Source organism: Microcystis aeruginosa FD4, from assembly GCF_009792235.1.
Lineage (GTDB): Bacteria > Cyanobacteriota > Cyanobacteriia > Cyanobacteriales > Microcystaceae > Microcystis > Microcystis viridis.
Genome location: NZ_CP046973.1, coordinates 5,327,978 through 5,353,646, shown reverse-complemented (window position 1 = coordinate 5,353,646; position 25,669 = coordinate 5,327,978). Strand labels below are relative to the sequence as shown.

The following is a 25,669-nucleotide window of genomic DNA, read 5'->3' as shown; positions in this document are numbered from 1 at the left end:
ACTGGGTGATAGATGGGGTTAAGAAGTCCGACTTGATCAGACTAATTACCTTTAAAATAACAGATCTGCTGCGCCTTTTACCCGGGCTAGAGGTTCTACTGACCGGGGTAAACTGGGTAAGCGGATCAAAGTTTGATCCGGGAATAAATCCCGATCAATTTCCTCATTAGCATGATAACGATTCTGCACGACATAACGTTGATAGACTCCCATTTTTTTCAAAGATGCTGTCAATCGCAGTTGTTCGGCAACGATAGCATCTTGGGCTTGCAAAACTCCAATAAATTCTGTATGTTGGGGGTCTTTGAGTTTTTTCTGGGCAGACATCACTTGTTGTCTTAAGGTTCGCAATCGTCCCATTAAATCTACACGCCCTAAGACATTTTGATATTTCATCCAAAGCTTAAAAATCCAACTCAACCAATCTCCTAAAGCCGTTGGCATTTCCAAAAATCGCAGGAGATGACCGGTAGGAGCCGTATCTAAAATAATCAAATCTTGTTGTTTCTGGTCTAATAACTCCATTACTTTTACTAGGGATAACATTTCATCAATTCCTGGCAGAGATTGAGCAACAATTTGTCGCCAAGCTTCCGGAGTATAAGCTAGTTTGATGTTCCCTTCTTCCTTACCTTCACCACTAATCATTTCTGCCAGTTCCCATAAATAATCATCCCGAAATTTTTCTAAAATGATATTAGCATCAACTTCTTGACCACTTAAATTATCAGTTAATTGTGTGGATTGATGTCCTAACTTTGTCCCAAAGGCATCTCCCAAAGAATGCGCTGGATCAATAGAAATAATTCTAATTTTTTGCTCGGGATGACGATTAGCTAACGCCCAACCAATGGCTGCGGCAACGGTGGTTTTTCCCACCCCCCCCTTGCCACCAATGATAATTAGTTGGCGTTTGTCGTCAATAAAATCACTAAAACTCGGCAGAATTTTTTGCGGCCATTGAATAGGAGGTGGCGCAATAAATTCTACTTGTTCGAGGATTTTAATTTGACTCATGATCTGATCTAATGCTTCACCTCCTAGGGGTTCTTTTGCCTGTTGGGGCAGGGTAAAAATTGTCTCCTGACCTGGAATTTTTAGGAATTTATCGAGGAGTTGCTGTTGCTCACTATAGCGATCTAAATTTTGATTAGGATCCGTTAAAATGCGATTAATGAATAAGCTGCCGCAGGGAATATTTAAGTGATGCAAACTATTGAGTAATCGTTCGGTTTCTAATAAACTCATCGGTTCGGCAATTGCCACAATTAAACAAAGGGTAAAATCCCGATCTTGTAGGATTCGTTTGCCTTCGGTTAATTCTGATTGTGTTTTCACTAAAAAGTCATCCACATCATCGGCATTGTAGGTTTTTGAAAAAGTTTGCGAAATAACACGATGTTTTTCTTGAAACAACTCTAGAGAATTTAAAATAATCTCTAAAAAGTCTTTAATTCCCAATAAATTCAAGGTATGACCAGAGGGAGCCATATCAACAACAATTCGATCTACAACATTCTCGATTAGTAATCGTTGAATTTCTAATAGACCCATAATTTCATCTAAACCTGGCCAGTCTAAATCCCAAACAGGAGTTAAATCTTCTCCTTCAACAAAACTGCCCCGTTCTACTAAAAGTTCTAAAAATTTTCCGTATTTTTCTTTAAATTCTAAGAGCAATTTTTCCGCATCTAATGCCCTAACTTTTAAGTTGGATAAGTCTTTTACAGGTGATGCTTGATCGCTAACTTCTGTTTGCAATACATCCCCTAAAGAATGAGCCGGATCGGTTGAGATTAATAGTATTTGTTCCTCGGGAAATAATTTAGCCCAACGGCGAGCAAATCCACAGGAAAGGGTAGTTTTTCCCACTCCTCCTTTGCCACTAAACATAACTAAATGTCGAGTGTCATAACGACTTAGAGAGTTATTTACCAAGTTAAAGTTAGTCATAGAGAAATCAAGTTAAGTAAAGTGATAGGGGGGAGAAACTTGTCCTAATTGTAATTCCCAACGGGGGCAAGCTTTCTGCCAATGCAAGACTTGCTCGATTAGTAAAGGTTCTTCTTGAAAACTAACTAAAAGATAAATTCGTGATTCTGTCCCTGGAGCAGTAATAATCCTCGTTGACGGATAGCTTTGGGTCACTAAATGCCCGAGATTTTGCCATTCTGAACCTTGCAAAGTATAAAAATCTTGTTGGGCTTCATAAAGCTGTTTTTTGGCTAAAAAATATTGTCTGCCCCTGCTTTCAGAAGAGAGTACAGGCTCCTCTGGCTTACGGGGAATAGATTTTAAAAGATATTCTCCTTTTCCCTCAAGTTCTTCAATTTTTTCTTGATATTCTTGGGCATGAGAATAAAGATGAGTCAATAAATTTTCTGCCTCTAAAAAAGATGTGCCAAAACGTAGGGGTAAAATAGTGGTTTGTTGAAATAATTGACAGATGACTCGATCGTGACATAAAACCGATTGAATCAAGCGTTCATCATCATTTTGTAAAGTGTCTAAACAAACTTCGGTTTCGACTACGGCCGAGAGGTCTCCACCAGTTATCAGTAACAATGGGTTAGCCATTCCAACCGGTAATTTTAGGCTTTCTCTGGGGGTTTTCAAAAAAGCGTAAGTATATAGATTGTACAATTTCATAGGGTTTACCAAAAGAAAACTTAGGATTTTTTACAAGTTTTTATATTGGGGCGTTGATATGCTAGAATATTCTAAGTTATTCAGGGATTGTTATGACAACCACTCGTTCACCCAGACCAATTAGATCTAAAATTAGCACTATGCCTCGGAAACAATCTGAAGCAGATCAGCAGCTTGAGCTTTATAAGTTAATTACTGAAAAACAACGTATCCAAGAAAAATTAGAAATGATGGAGCGGCAGATTCAGCAGTTAAAAAGTCGTCTGACGTTTGTGACAGATCAAATTGAGACTACAGAACAAAGTATTCAAAATTTGCGTACAGTCAATCCTCCTATTGTAGCTAAAAAACCTGATTACCCCAAAACTGTTGCTCACTCCTCTAATAATAATTCTAGTAATTTCCAAGCTTTTTACCTAGAATATTAAGGCTTAATCAAGGGCTAGTTCTGACCAAGCTTCAACGAGTTCTTGAGCTTGTCAAAGCCGCCCTTACTAAGCGTCGCTACAATTTGTGATTTTGTTCATGGCCTATAGGGTGGGAAAGATTGCCAGTTCTGAAACTGGGAAGTATAGAAAAATTTTAGAGAGAAGATTCAGATTGGTTTTCTGCCTCCTCTTCTTCTTCTTCTAAGGCTTGAATTTTTAATAAAAGTTCTTCTTCCTGAATTTCAAACTCTTCCTCGGAAATATTGCCCATATCGTAAGCTAGTTGTAAGGATAATAATAATTTGTGCAAATTTTCCGCCTCATCATATTCTATATCTGCACGCTCTTGAATTTTCTCCCCAATCCAGATTAGACCCCCAATAGGACCGGTAACAGGAAGAAGTAAGAGATCGAGAAACATAACTAATACTCTCCTTAGATAAGTTGGGCAAAGGTATAGGGTGCAGTTAAATTGTTATAGCGAATTCTTAGGCGATCACCAAACTGCTGATCGATCGCTTCAACGTTTTGGCTAAATTCCGGCTCTTGCTCCCAGGGAATTAAATAAGCTGCATTGTAAATCATGTCATCCGTCATCGGATCGCTTTCAATCACCTCTTGGGCGCAATGATTTAATTTATCTCTAAAGACTTGAATAATGTCTTGTTTCCGTTGCAATACAGCGCCTTCAATCATTTGACCTATATGGATAATTTCTTCCATATTTAAGTTTTTCCCCATCATCGCATCCCGTTCTTGCTTTAACTTAGGATTAGACTCCAAAGCAGCTTGTAACTCCCACTGATTATCCCAAAAAATCTTAATGCTAACCTCTCGTTGTCCTGACAGTTTAGCAAATAATTCTTTCAGTTGGGTTTTATAGGGAGTAATTAGTTGTTCGGTAACGGATTCCCAGGTTTTGATAACTAAGCCAAACCGCAGGGGCAACAACGTTGTAAACCCTGCTTCCATGACAGTTTCTAAGACTTTTTCATGGCAAATTAAATAGCGACGGGATGCCAAATACTTCTCTTTATGAGCAGCGGAGTAGAGAAAACTAAAACCATCAATCATCTCACTGTGAACTGGTTCATTATCAATCCCTTGCAAAACCAGTCCGTCAGGAACTGGTTCGGGAAATATTCCATATAAATAAAGACCCACTGTCATCAGTATTCTCCCAAATTAAAGCGGCTGAGAAGTTAAAACCAAACGAAGCTTGAGGTGAATTAGATCTAGTTGAGCTAAACCCAGATCAACATTTCCTTCCACAACAACTCCTGTATTGAGGAGTCTATCCACTAATTCCAACACAGAAGGCTTAATCCCCTCCTTTCCAGGATAATAACTCCCTGCTTCCGGTAAAAGAGTGCCAAACTCTCCTAGGTGGACATTTAACTCTTCTGGCTCAACCTCAAAAATTTCACACAAATGGAGAATTTGTTCTTGTAATTTTTGGATACTTTCGGCGGCTTTATCCAAATCAGACTCGCTGAGAACCCCTTTTTCCATCCGGCGAATGATTTGGGCTTCGAGCAATTGGCGTACCAGTTCCACGACAGTTAACAGTAAAGGGGCTAAACCAGCTTGGCTATTACTTTCTGGACGGGTCAGCAAGGCTTGATTATCAGAATCGTAAGGTGTGCAAGCAAGTGTCATGGTTGGAATTGGTAAATGAGCAGTTTTTGACGGTGAGTCTCTAGTGGGGAGCTTGGCCAAGAAATTTTATCTGAGGGAAAAAATGATGTAATTAAACAATGTCAACTTTCCGCTGCCTTGTGAAGATTCCAGTGACGAATTTCCCCGACAGCAGGAATGTGCTTGATCATTTGGACTGGTATCATGACCCTCGATTGCCCCCGATTGGGGAGGGATTTTAAGGCTTGAAGTTCAGCTTCTGGGGTTTCTGCTAATAAAGCTTGGGATTGGCTATAGAGATGGGAGTCGCCTTCCCACCTATTAATTGCCATCTCCCTTGCTCTATCAACAGAGGCAATCCTCAACTGGTGTAAACTTCTTGACCGTTTGAGGATTCAATTGAGGAATTTCAATGTATATAAAGAATGTGACTGATCGTTCGCACTGGTATCACGGCTCTCCATTGCACTCAATTTGGCTAAGGATTTTAAGGCTTGAAGTCGGCGTGAAAGTTCCAGGTTTTCTGCGAATAAAGCTTGGCATTGGCTAGGGAGGTAGGGATAACCTTGCAAGCCGTTAATCGCCGTTTCCCTTGCTTTATCAAGGGGGGTAATCGTCTCGTGTAAATTTCCTAACCTTTGAGGATTCAGGTGAGGAATTTCACGCATCTGGGGAATGTGCTTCATCGTTCGGACTGGTATCATGGCTCTCCATTGCACTCAATTGGCTTAAGGATTTTAAGGTTTCAAGCTCAGTTTCCAAGGTTTGGAGTCGGAGTGAAAGTTCCCGATTTTCTGCTAGTAAAGCTTGGGATTGGCTATGGAGGTAGGGGTCCCCTTCCCACCAGTTGATTCCCATTTCCCTTGCTTTATCAACAGAGGCAATTAACAAACGAATGCGGATATTTAGAAGTTCAGTGGAGGCGATCGAAACGGAAATATCGCCAGCAATCACAATTCCTTTATCTAAAACCCGTTCAAGGATATCCGCTAAACTCGAACCTTGAGTTGCTGTTTTCAGGGAGTTGTTTGACTGGTTTTTGAGCGAGCCAGCAAAAGTGGAAGAAGTCACGGTTGGTTTCACTCAATAAGAGTATAAAATTAGTCTTTTCGCTGGGGCAAGTTGCCTCGCAGTAAAGATTGAATGGCTTTTAACGACTGATTTCCTGTGGAAGGCTCAGAAGTTGACGCTTGGGCATCGGAAGGCTCCGTTTCCTCGACAAAGGATAAGGATTCTAACGGATTGTCCTCGAGTATTTCCCATAAAATCGCTCTTGACTTATCAACAGACAAATTTGTGCGGGACAAAAGAACATCGGCGCAGATATCACGGAAGTCCGAGTCATCGGAGTTGGCCGCAATATCGTGAGAGGCGCAGACTTTAGCAATCATTAAACAAGAGCGCAAACCCGACGTTTTTTCAGTCGCAGTTTTCACACGAAAGGTTTTGACGAGGTTGACAATAAATAAAGCATCTTCTCGACCAATCCCCGTTTTTTGGGCAAGAATTTCAGTCTGAGTTAGTTGGTCCGGTTCAGGCATATTGATAGTTACCAACCGATCCATTAAAGCATCTTGGGTGGCATGAACCCCACAGTATTCTTCTGGGTTGGAGGTGAAAATTGCCCGAAATTGAGAATTGACTTGTAGGTAATCGGGTTGATGGCTAGTGGGCGGCAGGGTGAGAATTTTTTCTTCTAAGGCAGAGAGTAAAACGTTGTTGACCTCAGGTCGAGAACGATTGAACTCATCATAAACTAGGGTAAACCCCTCTCGACAGGCCATTGTTAACCGAGAATCCACCCAATTGTGTTTTAGCTCGTCTTCAACTTTGAGAACGCTGTGGATATAGTTATCCATCAGTTTTTTATGGGTATAACCAGACTGGCTACCAATTAAATCGGAACTGGTAAAGTCATCATCGCCAAAGATCAGCATCACAGGTCTGGCTAAACAATTGGCCAGGTGCATTGCCAAGGTGGTTTTTCCCGTTCCTGCTGGACCACATAGATGGATGGAAAAACCAGCGTTTAGATAACGTAAGGCGCGAGTGGCAACTTGATCAATCGAAGGCGTAACAACAAACTGACCAGGGCGAAGGCAGAGGACGGATCTTCTTGTTTGAGTTTCAGTAAATGTCATAGTTGAAATCTAGTAAATACCATTGTTGACATCCTCACCGCCGTAAACGGACGGTGATTCCTCACCACGCCACCTTTTTAGGATGGTCGCTGAATGGGGTTGACGCTTCGCCGAAAAACGCTTAATTGCTTAAGTCTGACACTTTCTCCACGCCCATTTTGAGTGTCCGAATGCCCGACGGCCACTTTGAACAAGTCGAAAAAATCTCATGTTCAACCTTATTTCCTAGAAAGTCTTACTCGTTCAGGTCCGAATTTGACTTCTTTTCTGAACGAAACCCCCTACTATCTCTGGTCAAGGTTCAGTTTTTAGCTTGGTTATCGCTTTTTCCATTGTAGCTTCAAGCCGTCCTCAAAGGACGGGGTTTTAACCCAAATTTTCGATAATACTTCTTAATTTACCAGAGCCTTAGAGCGGCCTAAACAGGAACCCACCACTCCCACGTCGAGTCTAGAAATCTAGAAAAGCAGGATCAGCATGGTAGGTTGAAAACCAAAGGCTTATTGTTGTATTCTTAGATAGTCCTCTAGTTTAGTCAGGAAAAGGGACTAGAGGGTTTTTACTCTAGCCCTAGGCTTAAGTGGGTTGGAATTAACCTAGAGATTTATTTGCCAAAAACGTAGAGGGACAACTCTTGACGAAATTGACGCAAATCGTCTTTTAGCTGTTTCGCTTCCGCTAAACGTCGTTCCTGAAATTGACTTAAATCATCCTTCACCTGTTTGGCTCGATCTAGATGAAGTTGACGTAAGTCGTCAGCTAGCTGTTTCGCTGCCGCTAAACGCTGTTCTTGAAATTGACTTAAATCCTCTTTTAGCTGTTTGGCTCGCTCTAGACGCTGTTGACGTAGGTCGTCAGCTAGCTGTTTCGCTGCCGCTAAACGCTGTTCTTGAAATTGACGTAAATCCTCTTTTTGCTTTTCCGCTTGAGCTAAACGCTGTTTTTGGGTAGCTGTTAAAAACGCGAGGCTGTCTTGTTGAACTTTTTGGAAAGATTCGCGCAAAGCAGTTGCTTGTTCTTGCGCTTGTTTTTGTCTTTCAGTTTTGACATCCAACAAAAAAGCTTGGACTTCTTGCGAGAGTTTAGCTACTTCTTCAGCAATCGATAAACGCTCCTGGCGGAACTTTTCCATGAGAGCAGGCATGGGGTTGTCCTCAACTACTAAATACTATGGAATGGGCTAGACCCAATCACCCGTTAAAAAAAACTTCACGGGGACTGGGGGAGAGACAGTAGATTTCGACTTCTCTTATCATCCCAAAGTTGAGGTAGCGGACTACCCCAGAGCAAGGGGCGCAACTTCCCACCTAAAGAACGGCTTTCTACTGCGAAAAACAGTCAGCCTTACATTCTGGCGATGGGCGGTAAACCTATCTACAAAGGTCAAAATCACGGTTACAAAAATAACTTGCATGGGTCTAGCTTTGTTTTCGCTATCCGTTGCCGTGCCAACCTGATCGATTATAGACTATTGCGCCCCAAGAGAGGGGTAACTAAACTCAATAGGGACTTAAAGAAAAGCCGAGGATCTGGAAAACCCGGTAGGGTTTTAACTCAGCAGACGGGAGAATCTGGGATCAATCCTTAAGCAGGAACCGCTGCAGATTGAGTCAGACCAACGGCTTCAGCATATTTGAGGTAGGTTTCAACCGAAGCGATGACTACACGAGCTTCAATCGCTAATAATTCGATTCCTACCAGAGAAACGCGAGCCCAGGCATCAATAACGATACCTTTGTCAAGGATACGATCAATAACTTCAGCCAAGCTAGAGGAAGAGTTGGTTTTTTCAACTGCCATGGTAATAGACCTTTTTGTTAGTTGTATAGAGAGTTTACAGCGCTGATCCAAAAGTTTAGATGGTGAACTACCCCAGACCAAGGGGCGCGGCCTCCTACCCAAAGAATTGCTTTCTACTGCGAAAAACAGTCAGCCTTACATTCTGGCGATGGGCGGTAAACCTATCTACAAAGGTCAAAATCACGGTTACAAAAATAACTTGCATGGGTCTAGCTTTGTTTTCGCTATCCGTTGCCGTGCCAACCTGATCGATTATAGACTATTGCGCCCCAAGAGAAGGGTAACTAAACTCAATAGGGACTTAAAGAAAAGCCGAGAATCTGGAAAACCCGGTAGGGTTTTAACTCAGCAGACGGGAGAATCTGGGATCAATCCTTAAGCAGGAACCGCTGCAGATTGAGTCAGACCAACGGCTTCAGCATATTTGAGGTAGGTTTCAACCGAAGCGATAACTACACGAGCTTCAATCGCTAATAATTCGATACCCACCAGAGAGACGCGAGCCCAGGCATCAATAACGATCCCCTTGTCAAGGATACGATCAATAACTTCAGCCAAGCTAGAGGAAGAGTTGGTTTTTTCAACTGCCATGGTAATAGACCTTTTTGTTGTTTTCATAGAGAGTGTACAGTGCCGAAATCATCAAGGGTTCAGAAATTCACTTTGTTTTTCTGCCTTCATCACTTCCGCAACTTTAAGAATAACACCTTTATTTTGTCGTTGTCAATATCTAATCTCGATTTTTTTCGTTAAGAAGTGTGTAGTCATTTCTCATTTTTGTGCTTAAGAAATGTAGTCAATTCTCAGAAAAGGCGGGTTAAGGTCGTTGCTGGTACCCTTTTTTCTAAGCAAAACTTCCCATTTGGACAGCAGGGCGAGCGCACCTAAGTAGGTGGGTGGAATTAAATATAAGATGAACGTAGCGACTGTCTTGATTGTCAAGGGGGAATTTCAAAAAAACTCAAGCAGTTGCCGTAAAACTCAAAATCTCAAGCAGAAAAAAAGAGCATGACAACCTAAGCCGCCTGGGGGAAAGCACCATCGGCTCAAGCTCTACCAAGAGATAACTAGTAAGGGGTGAATCTCTAGGAACAGAGAGGCTGTAAATTGTCTGTTGCTGCCAAGGCTGATTTTGGCGAACCATTGCATTAAGAATGACTAAGATTTTCCGCACACAAGCAGTGAAAGCCAGTTTTTTTGATTTACCGCGTCCAACTAAGCGTTCGTAAAAGGCTTGAATCACCGGATTATGACGCATAGCTACCACCGCTCCCATGTAAAGAGTCGCCCGAATCTGAGCGCGACCTCCCTGAATCATTCGCTTAGGGACTTGCGTGGGAATAATATCCCAGCTTTGAAAATCGCTCTGTAGAAGAATCAGACCAGCCAGATGGCACATTATCAAAGCGCAAGTCCCTTATTGGAAGGGGACTCTCGAAGGCTCTCCCCTTACTTAGAGTGATCGGCAAACCTGAGCGATCGGAGGGCGCAAGCCTTGCGCCCCTACAGTAACGGACTTTGCCCACAATGTAGGGGCGAACTGCGTTCGCCCAAAAGGTACATTATCAAAGCGCAAGTCCCTTACCTTTATGTTGACCACTATCAGGATTAATCGGTGCGACACCGACTAAGCGAGAGATTTGTTTGGCGGTTAATTGACCGAGTTCTGGTAAGTCGGAGACGAGAGTAGTGGAAATTACTTGACCAATCCCCGGCACGGTTTTTAGTAAATTGACTTTCTCGGGCCATTGTTGGTTAGCTTGGGTCAATTTCTCAATTTCTTGATTGAGTTTTTGGCGTTGCATAATAGAGATATGAATGGAGGAAATCAAAATGCAATGCCCTGAATGTGAATCTACCCATATCCGTAAAAATGGCATCAATAAACAAGGTAAACAAAATCATATTTGCGTCACCTGTAGTCGTCAATTTATTGATAGCTATGAAAAACAGAAAGGCTATGACGAAGAAACGAAGCGAGAATGCCTAACTGCCTATGTTAAAGGGATGGGATTTCGAGGTATAGAACGGTTGAAGGGAGTTCATCATACAACGATAATTAATTGGGTAAAATCTGTGGGAAATTTATTGCCAGTCGCCTATGACCCGGAAACAATTCCTGAAGTAGGGGAACTAGATGAATTGGAAACCTTTGTTGGCTCAAAAAAAAACAAAATCTGGGTGTGGACAGCCGTTGACCACTTTAAAAAAGGAATTTTAGGTTGGGGAATCCCCAGACCATAGTAGCGAAACGTTTCGCCCCTTATGGGAATTAGTTAAGTCTTGGGGATGCTATTTTTATGTGAGTGATGGATGGTCAGTTTATCCATGTTTTATAGCAGAGGGCGACCATATAGTTAGTAAGACTTATATGACCAGAGTAGAGGGTGAGAACACAGGTTTAAGACATTATCTAGCCCGATTGCATCGCCAAACACTCTGCTATTCTAAGTCTAGAGAAATGTTAGGATACTCTATTCGTTTATTAATTCATTATCTGAAGTTTCAAGAAGTGCCTATTCCTTACTGATTCATAGCTTGATTCAGCAACGCCAGTATTAATTCTCCACTTCATTCTTCTCGCTGATTTCTGGCAGTTTTAGCAATAGTCCGGCGAATAACCAATAGTAAACAGAAACAGGCTCGACGCTGAGAGGATAATAGTAGGGGTTATAGCTAATAAAAAGCAGTAAAATCCAGATACAGAGACCCCAATGCTTTAAAGCAGCATTTTTTACTTTTAAATAGGCTTTAAAGGTGAGAATACAGAGAATTGTCACCAGTGCCATAAAAGCGATCAAACCGACGATACCGATTTCGTGGAGGAGTTTAGCGTAGTAGGTTTCAATTAGTCTTATCTCTTCTTTTCCCGCTACATGACGAGCGCCACTGCTGGCTCTGCCTAAACCAAAACCAAAAAGCTCTGCATATCTGAAGCTCCACTGCATTTGATCGCCTACAAAGTCAATGGGAGACGAATATAGCCAGCGACCGATAAAATTTAGCCCTCTTTCCTGAATAAAGGGAATTAACGTCACCGCGAGCAGGGAAATCAGTCCCAAGATTCCCAATTTTAATGGTAACTTTCGTTTACTTTTGCTAGTAGCAATAAAAAGAACCAAGTAAAACAAAGGTACTAGCAAAAAAGGTAATCTTTGTCCAGAAACCAGAGTCGCAAGCAAGACTAAAACCATTGCCACCCAACCAGCGACGCGCCATCTTGTTTGCGGATCACTAAAACTGGCTGCGTAACTGATGACGCTACTAGATACCAAAAACCAACCCCATTTCCAAGGATCAGAAAATGTGCCGGGGAGACGAATTAAGCCTCGATCGGGATTATACAACACTGAACCGCCGACAAAACATTGAGCTTTCAGGCTGGCTTTTTCGGTAATATCCGGATAAAATTGGCCGTCGGATTTCGGGACAAGGACTTCCAGTTGATTGAGGAATTCATTGTCAGGACAGATACCTTGGACGAGTAAGAAGTATTGAATTAGAGCTAAACCGCAACAGACTAATATCATCACGACTAAAACCCGGTTAACCACGAATAAATCCCATTTTTCCTCGATTAGATAGTAGCCACAGAGAACTAGGGGAATATAACTTAGGAGGGTTTTCAATCCCACAATTCCCATGACAATTTCTCCCTGGGGCAGATTGACAAAAAGAAAAGTTAACAAGCTGCTGGCAATTAAAATCAAAGCTACGATGAGAAAAGGCTTGATTTGGGGGACTAATTGCTTAAAAGTTTTGGTTTTAATTAAAATTGCTGCTAAAGCGGGGATATAAAAGGCATCCCTCGCGATGTTGTAGAGAAGATAGGACTGATCGTAGCGCACTAGGTTGCCCTCTACCTGAAAAACTCTCACCACGGCAAAAGCGATGGTACTACTCAGGGGAATATAGATGATTAGGGCTAATAATCCCAGACGGGGATGGATAAAAGAAACGACCATGGCAGGAACTGCCAAAATCCCTAATAAAGTTGCTTTTTCGTCAAATACAATCCCCAAAACTAGACTAATTATTGTAGTGGCGATCACTAACACAACCAGTAACAGAGAGTTCCTCTCTTTCATACCGTGCAGCTTGAACAGGTTTTGTAGAAAGTGTACCAGATTTTTGTCAAGATTCTCATTCTCAATGGCCGAGAGTTTCCTTTTGCTTCTTACCTCTTGCTATACTTATGTAAAATTTCATTTATCTCGATCTTGACTCCGTGGCCGAAAATCTTTCTTTTCAAGACCTTTATCAAGCTGGAATCAGTGCCTTTGAGCGTGGACAATATCGTCTTAGTATCCAGCAATTAAATGCGGCTTTAGCCTTAATTTCCTTAGGATCCCGAGCAGGGGGTGAGATACAAATTTGGTTAATTTCTGCCCATCAGGGGTTAGGGGAGGGGGAGAAAGCTAGTGAAATCTGTAGGCAACTTATTACCCATCCTATCTATCAAATTCGCGAACAGGCCAAGCGTCTACTTTATATTATCGAAGCTCCCCGTCTCAAACGCCCAGATGAGTGGATGACGAAAATTCCCGATTTAGATAAACTTCCCGATAGCACACCACAATTTAAAAAGGGGACAAATAAACAGAAAAAAGAAGAATCCCCCCCACCCATGCAGTTAGAGCAGCATAAAAATACTGTTTTTAGCGGACTGGCGATCGCTATTGTTCTATTGATGCTCTGGTTTTTTGCTAAAAATAGCTAAATTAGTTGACAATAAGCTTCTAATATGCTAATGCAGTTGGCTATGGCTCCTAAATGGGCGATTTCATAACCGTGGGTGTTTTGGGTGGGAAAACCTAAGCAAGCGGCCTTAGCTATAACTGGCAATGTAGTCTTTTAGTCGAAAGGGTTGTTTTCGGTGTTTTCCCACCACGACTCGACTACCGGCGCGCACCCCGCAAGCGTCTAATTCTTCTGGAGTCAATTTCGTCTCTATCCATGCGGATTCCCAGGTGACGGGAGTGTTTTCCTGCTGCACTTTTTGCGGGGATTGATGGGAAATTTGACATCCTCGCCGCCCTAAAAGTGCGGCGATTCCTAAACCTCACGATTTAAGTTTCTGCTTCAACCACCGTTGCATACCACGGTTAAAAAACCATGTACTGTCTTACACAAAGTCCACAGACTTTCGCGACCTTTCAGAAGCCCGATTCCTTGTGTCCCACGGTACGGTTCTGACTAAACGCTTCTTGTACTTGTTGCGCGCGACTTTTTACCCGGACAAGCTTTTCTGAACGGAACCCCCTAAGCCGAGTTTTCAAGGTGCTGTCCGCCCACTTGGTTTTCGAGACGGTCTTTTTAATTCTAACGTAAAGCCAACCTAGAACGGCGGGGTTTCCCACCCAAAATTTTCGATGACGGGAACCAAAGGAGAGAATCCCCGATCTTGTTTCCTGATCACCGATAATATCTAACACTCCCTCTCCGTAAATCCAAGGAAAAGCTCCTCCGAGTTGGCGAATTTGCCGAGTACCATCGGGATTAATTAATTGCCTTAACAATTGCGCCAATTTCGTCTTTATGACCAGTAATGGCAATTTTTTGGGTCGAATCCTGTCCTTTAATCTTGCCGATGACATTTCCCGCTTGATCTTGCCATGTTTCTAATCCTAACTCTTGAAAGCGTTCTAGTAAAAAGCGATCGATTTCCGTTTCCATCCCACTAGGAGAATGATGGAGGACAAGAGTGGCAATAGTATCAAAGAGGTGATCAAAATCCATATTTATCTTGATTTGTGGGTCGAAAGAGAATTATTATCGAAACAGGAAATCGAGAAGGTTTTAGAGGAACAATATTGGCGCAGCCATGGCTATTGGGTGATTGCCAGTTAGCATTTAATGATTAATCAGAGGTGCAGAATTAGCCAGAAAACCCGCAACTTTCAGAGACTCTAGCACCGAATTTTCATCCTCTACCCAATAGTTTTGCCCTAAACGCACAAATTGACGCTGAGTTCCCGCACCGATGGTGGCAATAACGGGAACTTTTGCCTTTTGTTTGTCTCCCGATTGCAGAATACTTTTAAGAAGATTTTGACGATTTTGGTTGACAACATCTTGCAGCGATAAATTAACCATCACCATTTTAATGGTTTCGATCGGTTCCGCATCTTCGATAATTAATTGTACCCGATCATCTCGGCGATCAACTTTTCCCCACACCATTAAAGTTGCTTCCTCCACTAATAATTTTTGCAGACGTTCGTAGGTATCGGAAAAAACCACCGCTTCCGATTGTCCCGAGGCATCTTCTAGGGTTAAAAAGGCCATGGGAGTCCCTTTTTTGGTCATAATTTTCTTGACGGCATTTAATAGGACAATGGCACTGACTTTTTTTCTGGTTTTGTGTTCTTCTAAGTCAGCTAAATTGATAGGAGATAGGACTTGAGCGGCTCTTTGTAAAGCTTTTAAAGGATGTTCGGAAACATAAAAACCTAAATGTTCTTTTTCCAGTCTTAACTTTTCTTGTAGGGAAAAATCTTCCACTGGGGTTGCACTGGGAGACTGTTCAAACTCGGATTCTTGTTTATTTTCTGTGCTACCTCCTAGCATATCAAAAATATTCATTTGACCACTTTCTTTCTCTTTGGTGCGTTTTTGCGCCCAAGCAACTACTAATTCTAAATCTTCAATTAATTGATGGCGATTAGGTTGAATTTTATCAAAAGCACCGCAATAAATTAGCGTTTCTAAAGCTCTTTTGTTGACCAATCGCAAATCAACACGCTCGCAAAAATCCCCTAAAGAAGTAAACTTTCCCCCCGCTGCTTCCCGCGCTTTTAAAATAGCCTCGATCGCATTTTCGCCCAGATTTCTAACTGCGGACAAACCAAAGAGAATTTTACGCCCAATTGGGGTAAAATGTTTTTGCGATCGATTGATGTCGGGAGGTTCGACATCGATATTCATTTTCTGACAGTTTTCTCGATACTTTTCCACCTTATCCTGATTATCGCTACTAGCAGTTAGTAACGCCGTCATATATTCCACAGGATAATTAGCTTTTAAATAAGCGGTTTGATAGGTAACGTAAGCGTAGGCAGTGGAGTGAGATTTATTAAAACAATTGGAGGCAATTAACCCGTTGGCCAGTAAAAAATTATGATCTTTCTCTACACCAATATCGTAAACAGACTGGGTTCCCAAGAATTGACGACTGATGATTTTAACCATATTAGTAACTCAACTCTCCAGATATTTTGGCAACGGTGCTAATAGAAATATAGCATTTCTTTACCAAATCAGGCTCCCCAGGGCAAAAAAATTACCATATTGATAACTAAAGTGTATATTCTACCTACAATAGGTTACGATCAAATTAAACAAGATCATCGAAAATTTGGGTCCGCAACTCCGCCGTTTTAGGTTGGCTTTAATTTAAATACTAGCGCATTTACACGATATACGCTAGAATGTGAGGCGTGGAGAAAGTCTATTCGTTTCGATTTTACCCCACACCAGAACAAGAGTCGCTATTGCTGCCCACATTTGGTTGTGTAAGATTAGTTGACAATAAAGCTCTCTATGTGAGAACACAAGCTTGGTACGAAAGACAAGAAAGAGTAGGATACAGTCAAACTTCTTCAATGTTAACCTAGGAGAAAAAACAAGAAGAATTAGACTTCTGGAATGAGGTTAGCTGTGTCCCTTGTCCACAAGGTTTAAGACACCTATAAACAGCTTTTACTAATTTCTTTGCTGGTCGTACTAAATCTGGTTAAAGGGTAGCAACGCAAAGCGGGACAAAATGCAGCAGTTGAGATAGCAAAGAAACCTTGCAACTGAGGGCAAAGGCCCATATCGTACCTTGACGAGAGTTCAGCGCTGGGTAGTTCACGCATTGTGTTATAATCCTGGCCAAGCCATCAAGGGATTTGAAAAGGAGTAACACCATGAGCCTATCTTCAGAAGCCTATCGCCAAGCCCTCGTGCGGGATGGAGAACGGCGCTATCGCGAATGGCATCAAAATTATCACAACCACTGCCGTCAATCAACGGCTGAATACCAAGCTCGTTGGGACCAACAACGTCCAACAAAGCCCTGGATTTCCTCGGAGGCCTACCGCCAATTTTTAGTCAAAGATGGGGAGCGGCGTTTTGCGGAATGGCATGGCGAGTTTTTAGACTATCAACGACAATTTCTGGCCAGTCAATCCACCTAAACGGATGTCAACGAATCCGCGCGAGTCCCCACGCCACTTCGCCCTTGCGTGGGGAGTACGTTCGGACGTTCGGCGATGCTCAGTCGAGCCGTCGAGCCTTAGAGCGTTGCAATTTGAGGGGTTCGATGCCAGCAATTGCAAATTCAAACGGTAGCACAGAATACAGAACCAGTCTTACTCTTGCCTTTCAAAATGGAGTGAAAGGTTTGAACAGTGGGTTTCGGGGGAATGGAAGTCAAACAACTGGGTTTTATGGGGATGCTGAGCTATTTCCAAGTAGTTATCGCTGGGATAACTGACCCTCGAAGTGCCAGCAATGCCACCCGCTACAGTTTGAAAGACGCAATATTAGGGGCATTTGCCGCCTTTTTTCGCCAGAATGAATCATTTCTAGAATATCAGCGTCAACTGAATAGTCGTTGTGGACGAGATAATGCTCAAAGTCTGTTTGGTCTGGTCAATATCCCGACAGTAGAACAGATACGGAACATCCTCGATGGAATAGCCGCAAAGCATCTTTATCCCCTGGTTCAGATGGATTGAGCAAGGGCTGAAAGACCAAGGCTATTTGAGGGGGTTTGAGGCGTTGGAGGGCAACTTACTCGTCGCCCTAGATGCTAAGCTGTTCGTAATTTAAATTGCTTGTTGAGACGAGGCACTCTTGCGCTCTTGTACTCTTGCAACAGTAAAGGGATTGAGGGAGATTCGGCTAATCTAAGAATAAGCGGTTTAAATACGTCTTAGCTTACTCAGTGCTATACCCCGTGTGCAACTATTCAGGGATAAGCTGGTCAAACTGAAGAGGCTCACAAGAGGGACGATTCAGCCAAAAACAAACCGTATGAGCCAATAATTTACGATTGAGGCGACTGGTCTAATGCCACAAGTTTCTTGCCCAGACAGTTTCCAAGTTAAACCGCCCACACAGTTGTCCGATGACGGTTTCAATCAGACGAGGGAAACGACTAAGCAGACGGACAAAACTTGGCTCTTGCGCATCACTTTACTAATTCGTATAGGTTCGTTTACTGGCGACAAAATCTAACTCTTCGCTCAAGGGTTTTCGACAATTATCGCACTTAAATTGACGACGATTAACTTGTAGGTACACTGGTTGTCCTGAGATTGGTAAATCCTTGACTAAATATCGATGATTTTGGTGTAGTTTATCGCTCTCTAACCCACAACGAGGACAGGTCGCTTTTTGATTTTTCGATTCGATTCGTCAGACTATACCGATATTTTCTAGGTGTCGATAGCCTTGAATAGACGTTCCTTTTAGGTTCAAAAATTTGTCAAGTATCATAAGTAAAATACTCTCGTTTTTGAGTATTATATCAAATCTTAACTCGATTGTCTATCTTTTGGTATTAACCTGTTTTTGTCTTAAGTCTTTCCCTATATGGATTTCAGCTACTTTTAGGCGTAGGCGCTTTCATCGAATTTTATTTTAAATTAATTATTTGCATAACAAATCCCGAAGAGCCAAGGTTTTTAGATTTATTCAGCCAGTCCTACTTAATTTCTACGGGTTTTAAATTATCCGCAGGAGTAAAACCAAAGAGACAGGAATAGAAATAAAATTCTGCATCTAATGCTCGTTTTATCGATTCAGCTTGACGAAATCCATGTTGTTCCCCCGCAAAGGGAACGTAAGCAACGGGTAAACCTTTCGCTTTTAAAGCTTCTACCATCATTTCTGCTTGATTGGGTGGAACTACTCGATCTTCTAAACCTTGGAAAAAGATCACTGGACAGGATAACTGAGCGGTAAAGTGAATAGGCGATCGCTGATAGTAAATTTCCTTTTCTTGAGGATAAAGTCCCACCAATTTATCTAAATATCTCGACTCGAATTTATGGGTATCGGTGGCTAAAACCTCTAAATCACTAACTCCGTAATAACTAGCTCCTGCTTTAAAAGTATCATGAAAAGTTAGGGCTGCTAAAGTTGTATAACCACCGGCACTGCCTCCAGAAATTGCCAATCTTTCCCCATCGACTAATCCCTGATTAACCAAATATTTTGCCCCGTTGATGCAGTCTTCCACATCGACAATTCCCCAATTTCCCAGCAAACGCTGACGATATTGACGACCATAACCCGTACTACCGCCATAATTGACATCTAGATAGCCAAAGCCGCGACTGGTCCAGTATTGCACCCTTAGACTTAAACTAGAGGTCGCCGCAGCCGTCGGTCCACCATGACTTTTGACTAAAAGGGGCGGTAATTCGCCATTAGGGGCGGTATAATCGGGGTTTTTGGGGGGATAATACCAAGCAGATGCAGTTAGTCCCTGACTGGTGGGAAAAGCAATCATTTCTGGAATCGAGAAATAATCGCTAGAAATAGTTAAATTACTGGAAGATTTGAGAATTTCTCTATTTCCTGTGGCTAAATCCCTTGAGACAACCGCCGTTACTTCCCTGAAAGAACCGCCAATAAAAACTATTTTACTCTCCCTAACTTGTAGGGAAGAAATGTTAGTATCATCAGTAATAATTTCTCGAAATTCTCGATTAACAGTATCGATACTCCCTAAATACCAACGTCCATCTTTTGTATAGCTACAAATAATCTTTGATTCCCCGGCGAAACCGTAGTTAGATAACCCAAAAACCCAATGAGGATAGGCAAATTCAGCCTCAATCGGTTCGATAACTGGTTCTATTTGTTCATCGTGGTTAAAGCAATAAAAGTTCCAGAAATCATTGCGATCACTGGTAAAATATAACTGTTCATCGGCAGACCAGCGCGGTTCACATACCGACTCATTTTCACCGCCAGCAATGACCCGAATATCACTCAAATAAAGATTATTAATATCGGCCACCCAGAGAAAAGAACTATCCCAGGGCATATGAGGATGATTCCAACTAATCCAAGCTAATCGAGAACCGTCGGCACTCAAGCGAGGAGAGGTATAAAAATCATCGCCAGATACTAAAGTTTTTATTTCTCCCGTATCCACATCGATGCTGACAATACTATTAACTGGTTCTCGATCTTTTTGGCTATGATCTTCACAAACACAGATTAAACGATTGCCAAATTTATCGAGAATTAAATCCGCATAACGACAGGAATTTTCTGGGGTGAGAGGTTGGGGTAAACTATCAGCAGTTTGGCGATAAATTCTTTGGTCAGCAAAATTACAAAAATAGATAATTCCGGCAACAATTAGATAGGAACCTCCCCCGTATTCATGGACACGAGTTCGCACATTAAAAGGTGCTGGGGTGATGTCTGTGGTTGTGCCGTCGGGGTTTAATTTAACTAAAACATTTCGCCCCTTTTCCTGTGGTCTGCCTTCTAACCAATAAATATCTTCTCCATCTACAATTACACCACCAAGACTAATCGATGCTGCCACAATTAGATCGGAGGTAATCGGTGATTTCCAGGAACCGTAAGCTGATATTTGATTAGACATTTTCTCCTAGAGTAGTGATTCTAATGGTGAACTAACTTGATCAGAAACGCTGATAAATTAAGAAAATTTCGAGTAAACAGAAAAAAGTAGGGATTAGGTGCATCCCTACCTGACTCTCTGTTTTTCTGCAATCGGAGCGGCGGGATTCGAACCCACGACCCCTACTACCCCAAAGTAGTGCGCTACCAAGCTGCGCTACGCCCCGATATTGAACCTTAACCATCATAGCGATAATCGCAGCATTTTGCAAGCTTTTTTTTCTTCCTTTCTCCCCCATCCCCGGAATTAGTGGCCAGCTATCTAGCTAATTGGGGAATACGTCCTTTTAATCCCGTCATTAATTGCAGGGCAAACAATTTCAACGGGGGAAAACCGCGCATAACTGCCAATCCGAGACGACGGATGACAACGATGGGCGGCCAGTTATTGGAGAACAGGCGATCTAGAAAATCCGTGAAGCCTAAAATCGCTAAATTCTCCGATCTACGCCATTTTTCGTAGGATTTTAGGGTAGAAAGCGCTCCTATATCCTCTGGCTTTTCCGCTGCTTCCTTTAATACCTGCGCTAAAGCGGCTGCGTCGCGAATGCCTAAATTTAAACCTTGACCACCGACGGGATGACAACAGTGGGCGGCATCACCAATTAAAGCCAGTCGGGGTTTAACATAGGTATCACTCTGCATTAACTGTACGGGAAAGAGAGCGCGGGGGCTAACTAATTCTATTTTTCCCAGTAATCCCCCCGTATATGCCTCTAATTTGTCAAGAAATTCCGCTTCGGGCATTTCTTGCAGTTTTTTCGCTTCTTCATGGGGATTTGTCCAAACGATCTGACAGCGATTACCCCGGAGCGGTAAAATGCCCATGGGACCGGTGGGCCAAAATCTTTCAAAGGCGGTATCGTTGCGATCGCGTTGATGTTTAATGGTGAAAGCGACACAGGATTGCCAATATTTCCAACCTTTGGTTTTAATTTGCGCCCCTTGCCGGATAGCGGATTTGGCTCCATCGGCCCCGATAACTAATTTTGCGGTGATTTTTCGGGTTTGACCGGCTTCTTCCAGGGTGACAGTGGCTGTTTCTGCTCCGTACTCCACTTCTAACACTTTAGCAGGGGATAACCAGTCAATGCGATCGCAATCTTGGCTGGCATTGTGCAGGGCGGTTAGAATCACTTGATGTTCGCCCACATAGCCCAAATAATCGGTTTTTAGCTCATCGACCACAAAGGGGACAAAAATCGGAAAATCGGCATCAGAAAGGCGAATATGACGAAATTTACCGATATTGGGCGAGATTTTATCCCAGATACCTAAGCCTGTAAAAATCCGACTCGACATCAGCGAGAGGGCATAAGCTTGACGACGGGAGGCGGCCACCTCTAGGGGACGTTCCTCGATCATAGCGATATTTAGTCCTGTATTTTTTAAAGCCACCGCTAGGGTGGTTCCGACTATGCCGCCCCCGACAATGATTAAATCGTAGTTGTCCCGTCCTAACATATAAATATTTTTCTCAAAGATAATCAGTGACTACACTGATCTATTCTGACACGATTTTCGGGGTTGCTGTCGGGTTTGATTGTCTTCACCCCACCTAGCCATGGATAGACTTGAAAGGGTTTTGTCCGTTGCCGAGAGTTTCGGGTTATCGCTCTTCCTAGACTTCTGGAAGGGCGATAACAAGCTGCTACAAGCTCTGTTAGCTGATGCTCCTGGGGTGCCAGTCTTCCTGGATACCCCGACGGGTAATGCAGCGGCGCTGGCACTTGCCCACCGTTGCGGATATGTTTGGGGCAACAACCCGAGAACTTGGCTAAAGACATAACCCGCAAGATCAAGTTTTTTTAACTCTCATCAGATGCGAATGCGTCAAGGCTTTTTTGAGTCCAATTGTCCAGAGCAGTATTGATAGAGTTAAAAACTCCCATTGTTTCGATCATGTTCCCCTGCAACTTTTCTTGAAGTTCGCTAAAAATACTGGTTTGGACATTGAATAGATCATCTACTTTTTGAGCGCCCTTTAATATCTCTAGATACTTGGCTGTAGTTTCTAGATACAGGCGCATCAATTCTGCTTGCTTTAGTCCGAGACTGGTCATCGAACTTACATAAATTTCACCCAAGTCCTTAAAAGAATCAGAGGTTGCCTGTAAATTCACCAGCTTCAGTTGGCTTTGAAATAGTTCATTAATACTATCAGTATAAACTTCCCCCAATTCTTTGGTCAAGCTTAGATAACTCTTACTTAGTTCAGCGAAGGCGCTGGGGTTAACAAAACTTGTTAACATGGCATCCATCGCGTTCACATTAGTTGACGTAATATTCTTGAAGGACTCTATTGCCAATTTGTTTGAGTCAATCCACTGTTTAACTAGCTCGTTTTGCATGGTAGTTGCCTCGTAAACTGCTTAATGTATTTCTCTGTCTGTGCCAGCAAAAAGATTAAATTATTGAGGGCGCGGTTCTGCCAAACGTTCTAACATAGCGACAATTGCCCTCATCTGGGGAGACTCTCTAGTATAAAAGACAGGATTGTCTGGGTCTGCACTAGAATATCCCCAAAAATCCCAGCATCCCTGGGGATTGTAAGGGATTGATGCTGACGGTTCAACCTGGGGATATAAGACAATTATCCTATTGGTATCAGCTATTTCATTGTAACCAGTTTTAGTGTAGTAAGTATCATCAATTTCCGTTGCCCCCTGTTTGCAACCATGAATAGCTACATGAACTTTGCAGCTTTCTTTTTTACAGGCTTCAGGTACATAAACATAAGCCTCCCGACTCATACTCGTCTTTTTACCGTCAATAAACTCGCTCTGGTCAAACCGAATAATCTGGCCACTTAATCTATTAGAGTCAACCGGTGGATTCAACTGGCCATAAATATGGCCTAAAATCCGATGGGATTGCATGAAATCGCAGTCGTTTATAAAGGGTGACTTAGTATCCGAACATGACACCCTAGACTGCTCGACAATTATGGCATGACCGGCATTGACATTCTTGTCGTATTTAATATTTTCTGAGGGTAAGCCAGCAGCTTGATAAAAATCTTCTACTTCGTCAACGACGACAGTTTTAACTACGCGATCATTTGAACCACTGAACAGATAGACTCGATCATCTTTTAAGTTGTTGAGATCGGCAATTTTGTTAGCCTTGGCAAGTTCTTGAGCTTTTTTAAATAATCTTTTTCCATCCGGTCCTACTGACTCAGTCAGAGGATTCATGCAAGTTGATGTCGCTTGCTCGAGAAATTGCTCTGGGTCCGTCTCGTAAGAACCTACACAATAAAAAGGACCGCCAGCAATGATACCTGCTCCTACCAGCCTATCTGAGTAGGCGACATGGAATTGAGCCGTCATGAAGGCCCCTGATGAAAGACCAGAAACAGATGTTTGGCTTAAATCTGCCTGATAACCAGATAGCTTGGGTGCTTCCTCGGCCAAGACCGCCCCATTGAAGCTAAAAATACTAAAAATCAAAACAGCCAGTAGTTTTAATCCTGCCTTAATCATAAGACCTCTTGCAAAAATCGGAACCTATGATATATAAGATAAAGTAAAACAGATCGAAATTTAAAAACCCAATCCCTTCTTCCCAGTTCCCACTTTGCCGTACTTTTTAAACAGGATTTGGTGCAACATATCTGGCTAATCTCTGGCAAGAGTGCCTCTCTTAACTAGGAAATCACCATGGAACTTGATCAACGAATAGCCGATTTTTATGACTCCTCTAGTGGACTGTGGGAAAGGATTTGGGGCGAACATATGCACCATGGTTACTACGGTCGCGGCGGCAAGATTAAACTCGATCGCCGTCAGGCACAAATTGATTTAATAGAAGAATTATTAACTTGGGGAGATGTCACCGGCGCTAATCAGATTCTCGATGTGGGTTGTGGTATTGGTGGCAGTAGCCTTTATCTGGCCGAAAAATTTCACAGCCAAGGGGTGGGGATTACCCTATCCCCAGTACAAGCCGCTAGAGCCAACCAAAGAGCGCAAGAGTTCAATTTAGAAGAACAAGTGAGTTTTTGTGTGGCTGATGCCCTAAAAACCCCCTTTCCTGAGAATAATTTTGATCTGGTCTGGTCTTTGGAAAGTGGCGAACATATGCCCGATAAAAGGCAATTTCTGCGGGAATGTTATCGGGTTTTGCAGCCCGGGGGGACTTTTTTGATGGCAACTTGGTGTCATCGTCCCACCACTTCCCTGGCTGGTAATTTAACGGCAGGGGAGATTAAGCTATTAAACGAGATTTATCAGGTTTATTGTCTGCCCTATGTGATTTCTTTGCCAGAATACGCCGATATTGCCCATGAAATTGGCTTTCGAGACCTAAAAACCGATGATTGGTCCCTATCGGTGGCCGCTTTTTGGGATGTGGTGATTGACTCGGCCTTAACCACAGATGCGATCGCTGGTTTGTTAGCAAGCGGTTACACTACTATCCAAGGAGCTTTATCTTTAGGGTTAATGCGGCGCGGTTACGAGTCGGGTTTAATTCGTTTTGGCTTACTGCAAGGGAAGAAATAATCAGCTTGGCCTTGACAATCCCCGCCTTAAAACGGACGGGGATTCTTAAGAGATGTACATCCTGAAGGGGAGGCACAATTATTTGTAGGATGGGTTAGCGCACTTCGTAACCCATGGGGGTGTTGGGTTTCATGCTTCAACCCAACCTACGTTCATCTTATATTTAATTCCACCCACCCACTTACGAGTAAGCAAGTCAGAGAATATTGGGATAAGTGGCAGCAGCCAGGATTATTTTTCTTTCAACTGCCCAAATATTCCTCTGAAATGAATCTTATTGAAACTGAATGGCATCAATTGAAAACTCACGAACTGGCAGGTCAAATTTTTCCCGATCAGTCCGATTTAGCGATCGCTGTTAAACAAGGGATCGAAGCTCGCGCTCAAAAAGGAGGATACGAAACTCACTGTTTTAAGTTTAATTCTGCCTAGCTACTTAGGGTCTGCTGAAAAAGTTTTTCCTAGGGGCAGGGTGTAGGGTGTAGGGTGTAGGGTGTGGGGTTTTACCGATTTTGAGGGGGTCAATTACCTAATTTTCAGGGAAAAAGTACCTGAATTTCCCCCTGATCACTCCCATATCTGGTACTTTTGGATTTCAAAAAAGTCTAAAAGTCTTATCCAGCAAGGTTTTTAGATTTATTCAGCCAGCCCTACTTAGAGGTTGTCTTGACTATCTTTGCCTAGGAACTGACGGAGCATTGCCAAAAAAGGCGTGATGAACGTGAAATACCTCTATCTGGGTTGAGGAGGTTCTTTTTAACCCTCAAAGGACAGAGGATCACCCGATCTATCCGACTCTCATCTGTCTTTATGGGGTTATTCCTGAAGCTGGAGGGCGTGTTTTAAAGGTTGT

The 25,669-nt window shown here is 42.6% G+C and carries 26 protein-coding genes, 1 tRNA gene and 7 pseudogenes; 9 read left to right on the top strand and 25 right to left on the bottom strand.

Annotated features, from left to right (window positions below; all coding sequences use genetic code 11):
• Positions 1–51: 51 nt before the first annotated feature.
• Positions 52–1,953 carry an ArsA family ATPase gene (locus tag GQR42_RS26610; RefSeq protein WP_158202270.1) on the bottom strand — a complete coding sequence of 634 codons (1,902 nt, stop codon included), beginning with the start codon at positions 1,951–1,953 and terminating at the stop codon, positions 52–54.
• Between the two features lie 12 nt (positions 1,954–1,965).
• Positions 1,966–2,649, bottom strand: coding sequence for a GvpL/GvpF family gas vesicle protein (locus GQR42_RS26605; protein ID WP_158202269.1), 684 nt, complete (start codon positions 2,647–2,649; stop codon positions 1,966–1,968).
• Between the two features lie 92 nt (positions 2,650–2,741).
• Here GQR42_RS26605 and GQR42_RS26600 point away from each other — a divergent pair, with 92 nt between their 5' ends.
• Positions 2,742–3,077, top strand: a complete 336-nt coding sequence (locus GQR42_RS26600; protein ID WP_158202268.1) for a gas vesicle protein — start codon at positions 2,742–2,744, stop codon at positions 3,075–3,077.
• A gap of 154 nt (positions 3,078–3,231) precedes the next feature.
• Here the strand turns inward: GQR42_RS26600 and GQR42_RS26595 are convergent, their stop codons facing one another.
• The 12 genes and pseudogenes from GQR42_RS26595 to GQR42_RS28065 form a co-directional block, all read right to left on the bottom strand.
• The gene (locus GQR42_RS26595) at positions 3,232–3,498 is read right to left on the bottom strand and encodes a gas vesicle protein GvpG (RefSeq protein ID WP_158202267.1); all 267 of its coding nucleotides are present in this window, start codon (positions 3,496–3,498) and stop codon (positions 3,232–3,234) included.
• 14 nt (positions 3,499–3,512) lie between these two features.
• The gene (locus GQR42_RS26590) at positions 3,513–4,247 is read right to left on the bottom strand and encodes a GvpL/GvpF family gas vesicle protein (protein ID WP_158202266.1); all 735 of its coding nucleotides are present in this window, start codon (positions 4,245–4,247) and stop codon (positions 3,513–3,515) included.
• Between the two features lie 15 nt (positions 4,248–4,262).
• On the bottom strand, positions 4,263–4,736 hold the full coding sequence (locus GQR42_RS26585; protein ID WP_158202265.1) for a gas vesicle protein K: 474 nt from the start codon (positions 4,734–4,736) through the stop codon (positions 4,263–4,265).
• A gap of 101 nt (positions 4,737–4,837) precedes the next feature.
• Complete coding sequence (locus GQR42_RS28075; RefSeq protein ID WP_233271189.1) at positions 4,838–5,047, bottom strand: hypothetical protein; 210 nt, start codon at positions 5,045–5,047, stop codon at positions 4,838–4,840.
• Between the two features lie 63 nt (positions 5,048–5,110).
• Positions 5,111–5,419, bottom strand: a complete 309-nt coding sequence (locus tag GQR42_RS26580; protein ID WP_158202264.1) for a gas vesicle protein — start codon at positions 5,417–5,419, stop codon at positions 5,111–5,113.
• The gene (locus GQR42_RS26575; RefSeq protein WP_158202263.1) at positions 5,376–5,786 is read right to left on the bottom strand and encodes a gas vesicle protein; all 411 of its coding nucleotides are present in this window, start codon (positions 5,784–5,786) and stop codon (positions 5,376–5,378) included. Before GQR42_RS26575 ends, GQR42_RS26580 begins: the two co-directional genes overlap by 44 nt.
• A 29-nt stretch (positions 5,787–5,815) precedes the next feature.
• Positions 5,816–6,856, bottom strand: a complete 1,041-nt coding sequence (gvpN, locus tag GQR42_RS26570) for a gas vesicle protein GvpN (protein ID WP_158202262.1) — start codon at positions 6,854–6,856, stop codon at positions 5,816–5,818.
• A gap of 604 nt (positions 6,857–7,460) precedes the next feature.
• Entirely contained in the window at positions 7,461–8,000 is a 540-nt protein-coding gene (gene gvpC, locus GQR42_RS26565; RefSeq protein WP_158202261.1) for a gas vesicle protein GvpC, read from the bottom strand.
• A 440-nt stretch (positions 8,001–8,440) separates the two neighbouring features.
• Positions 8,441–8,656 (bottom strand): gas vesicle structural protein GvpA, encoded by a 216-nt coding sequence (gvpA, locus tag GQR42_RS26560; protein WP_002735503.1) that lies wholly within the window; start codon positions 8,654–8,656, stop codon positions 8,441–8,443.
• Positions 8,657–9,031: 375 nt separating this feature from the next.
• The gene (gvpA, locus tag GQR42_RS26555; protein WP_425311603.1) at positions 9,032–9,274 is read right to left on the bottom strand and encodes a gas vesicle structural protein GvpA; all 243 of its coding nucleotides are present in this window, start codon (positions 9,272–9,274) and stop codon (positions 9,032–9,034) included.
• Positions 9,275–9,741: 467 nt separating this feature from the next.
• Positions 9,742–9,980: pseudogene (locus GQR42_RS30225) on the bottom strand (transposase); the annotation flags it as partial.
• A 256-nt stretch (positions 9,981–10,236) separates the two neighbouring features.
• Positions 10,237–10,452: pseudogene (locus GQR42_RS28065) on the bottom strand (transposase); the annotation flags it as partial.
• Between the two features lie 37 nt (positions 10,453–10,489).
• Between GQR42_RS28065 and GQR42_RS26550 the strand changes: the two are divergent.
• Positions 10,490–11,186 (top strand): IS1 family transposase gene (locus GQR42_RS26550; protein WP_158202260.1). Its coding sequence is split into 2 segments (ribosomal slippage): positions 10,490–10,888 and positions 10,890–11,186, totalling 696 coding nucleotides; the frame shifts between segments, so codons are not numbered across the junction.
• A gap of 28 nt (positions 11,187–11,214) precedes the next feature.
• Here the strand turns inward: GQR42_RS26550 and GQR42_RS26545 are convergent.
• Positions 11,215–12,744, bottom strand: coding sequence for a hypothetical protein (locus GQR42_RS26545; RefSeq protein ID WP_158202259.1), 1,530 nt, complete (start codon positions 12,742–12,744; stop codon positions 11,215–11,217).
• A gap of 140 nt (positions 12,745–12,884) precedes the next feature.
• On the opposite strand from GQR42_RS26545, the gene GQR42_RS26540 reads away from it, so the two are divergent.
• Positions 12,885–13,376, top strand: coding sequence for a hypothetical protein (locus GQR42_RS26540; RefSeq protein WP_158202258.1), 492 nt, complete (start codon positions 12,885–12,887; stop codon positions 13,374–13,376).
• Here GQR42_RS26540 and GQR42_RS26535 read toward each other — a convergent pair.
• Positions 13,373–13,718, bottom strand: a pseudogene (locus GQR42_RS26535) (M42 family peptidase); the annotation flags it as partial. The gene GQR42_RS26540 and the pseudogene GQR42_RS26535 sit on opposite strands and share 4 nt — an antisense overlap.
• A gap of 310 nt (positions 13,719–14,028) precedes the next feature.
• Positions 14,029–14,395: pseudogene (locus tag GQR42_RS26530) on the bottom strand (M42 family peptidase); the annotation flags it as partial.
• On the opposite strand from GQR42_RS26530, the gene GQR42_RS29690 reads away from it, so the two are divergent.
• Complete coding sequence (locus GQR42_RS29690) at positions 14,381–14,506, top strand: hypothetical protein (RefSeq protein ID WP_257792608.1); 126 nt, start codon at positions 14,381–14,383, stop codon at positions 14,504–14,506. The pseudogene GQR42_RS26530 and the gene GQR42_RS29690 sit on opposite strands and share 15 nt — an antisense overlap.
• A 3-nt stretch (positions 14,507–14,509) precedes the next feature.
• Here GQR42_RS29690 and GQR42_RS26520 read toward each other — a convergent pair whose 3' ends face one another.
• Entirely contained in the window at positions 14,510–15,847 is a 1,338-nt protein-coding gene (locus GQR42_RS26520) for a helix-hairpin-helix domain-containing protein (protein ID WP_158202256.1), read from the bottom strand.
• Between the two features lie 248 nt (positions 15,848–16,095).
• Here GQR42_RS26520 and GQR42_RS26515 point away from each other — a divergent pair.
• From GQR42_RS26515 to GQR42_RS26505, 3 genes and pseudogenes are all read left to right on the top strand, one after another.
• Positions 16,096–16,347, top strand: a pseudogene (locus tag GQR42_RS26515) (helix-turn-helix domain-containing protein); the annotation flags it as partial.
• Between the two features lie 219 nt (positions 16,348–16,566).
• On the top strand, positions 16,567–16,836 hold the full coding sequence (locus tag GQR42_RS26510) for a hypothetical protein (RefSeq protein WP_158202255.1): 270 nt from the start codon (positions 16,567–16,569) through the stop codon (positions 16,834–16,836).
• A 228-nt stretch (positions 16,837–17,064) separates the two neighbouring features.
• The gene (locus tag GQR42_RS26505; protein WP_233271183.1) at positions 17,065–17,379 is read left to right on the top strand and encodes a hypothetical protein; all 315 of its coding nucleotides are present in this window, start codon (positions 17,065–17,067) and stop codon (positions 17,377–17,379) included.
• Positions 17,380–17,608: 229 nt separating this feature from the next.
• On the opposite strand, the pseudogene GQR42_RS29285 reads toward GQR42_RS26505, so the two are convergent.
• From GQR42_RS29285 to GQR42_RS26475, 7 genes and pseudogenes are all read right to left on the bottom strand, one after another.
• A pseudogene (locus tag GQR42_RS29285) lies at positions 17,609–17,839 on the bottom strand (IS982 family transposase); the annotation flags it as partial.
• A gap of 9 nt (positions 17,840–17,848) precedes the next feature.
• Positions 17,849–18,142 (bottom strand): annotated as a pseudogene (locus tag GQR42_RS26500) (transposase family protein); the annotation flags it as partial.
• Positions 18,143–18,350: 208 nt separating this feature from the next.
• Entirely contained in the window at positions 18,351–20,273 is a 1,923-nt protein-coding gene (locus tag GQR42_RS26495; RefSeq protein ID WP_158202254.1) for a S9 family peptidase, read from the bottom strand.
• A 131-nt stretch (positions 20,274–20,404) separates the two neighbouring features.
• Positions 20,405–20,478: transfer RNA gene (locus tag GQR42_RS26490), tRNA-Pro, on the bottom strand.
• Between the two features lie 91 nt (positions 20,479–20,569).
• Positions 20,570–21,775, bottom strand: coding sequence for an FAD-dependent hydroxylase (locus GQR42_RS26485; RefSeq protein WP_158202253.1), 1,206 nt, complete (start codon positions 21,773–21,775; stop codon positions 20,570–20,572).
• Between the two features lie 344 nt (positions 21,776–22,119).
• Positions 22,120–22,662, bottom strand: coding sequence for a phasin family protein (locus GQR42_RS26480; protein WP_158202252.1), 543 nt, complete (start codon positions 22,660–22,662; stop codon positions 22,120–22,122).
• A 60-nt stretch (positions 22,663–22,722) separates the two neighbouring features.
• On the bottom strand, positions 22,723–23,796 hold the full coding sequence (locus tag GQR42_RS26475; protein ID WP_158202251.1) for an extracellular catalytic domain type 2 short-chain-length polyhydroxyalkanoate depolymerase: 1,074 nt from the start codon (positions 23,794–23,796) through the stop codon (positions 22,723–22,725).
• 177 nt (positions 23,797–23,973) lie between these two features.
• On the opposite strand from GQR42_RS26475, the gene GQR42_RS26470 reads away from it, so the two are divergent.
• Together GQR42_RS26470 and GQR42_RS26465 are read left to right on the top strand one after the other, a co-directional pair.
• A complete protein-coding gene (locus GQR42_RS26470; protein WP_158202250.1) occupies positions 23,974–24,816 on the top strand; it encodes a methyltransferase domain-containing protein in 843 nt (280 codons plus the stop codon).
• 159 nt (positions 24,817–24,975) lie between these two features.
• Positions 24,976–25,248, top strand: coding sequence for a transposase (locus tag GQR42_RS26465; protein ID WP_233271435.1), 273 nt, complete (start codon positions 24,976–24,978; stop codon positions 25,246–25,248).
• The last annotated feature ends 421 nt before the right edge of the window (positions 25,249–25,669 follow it).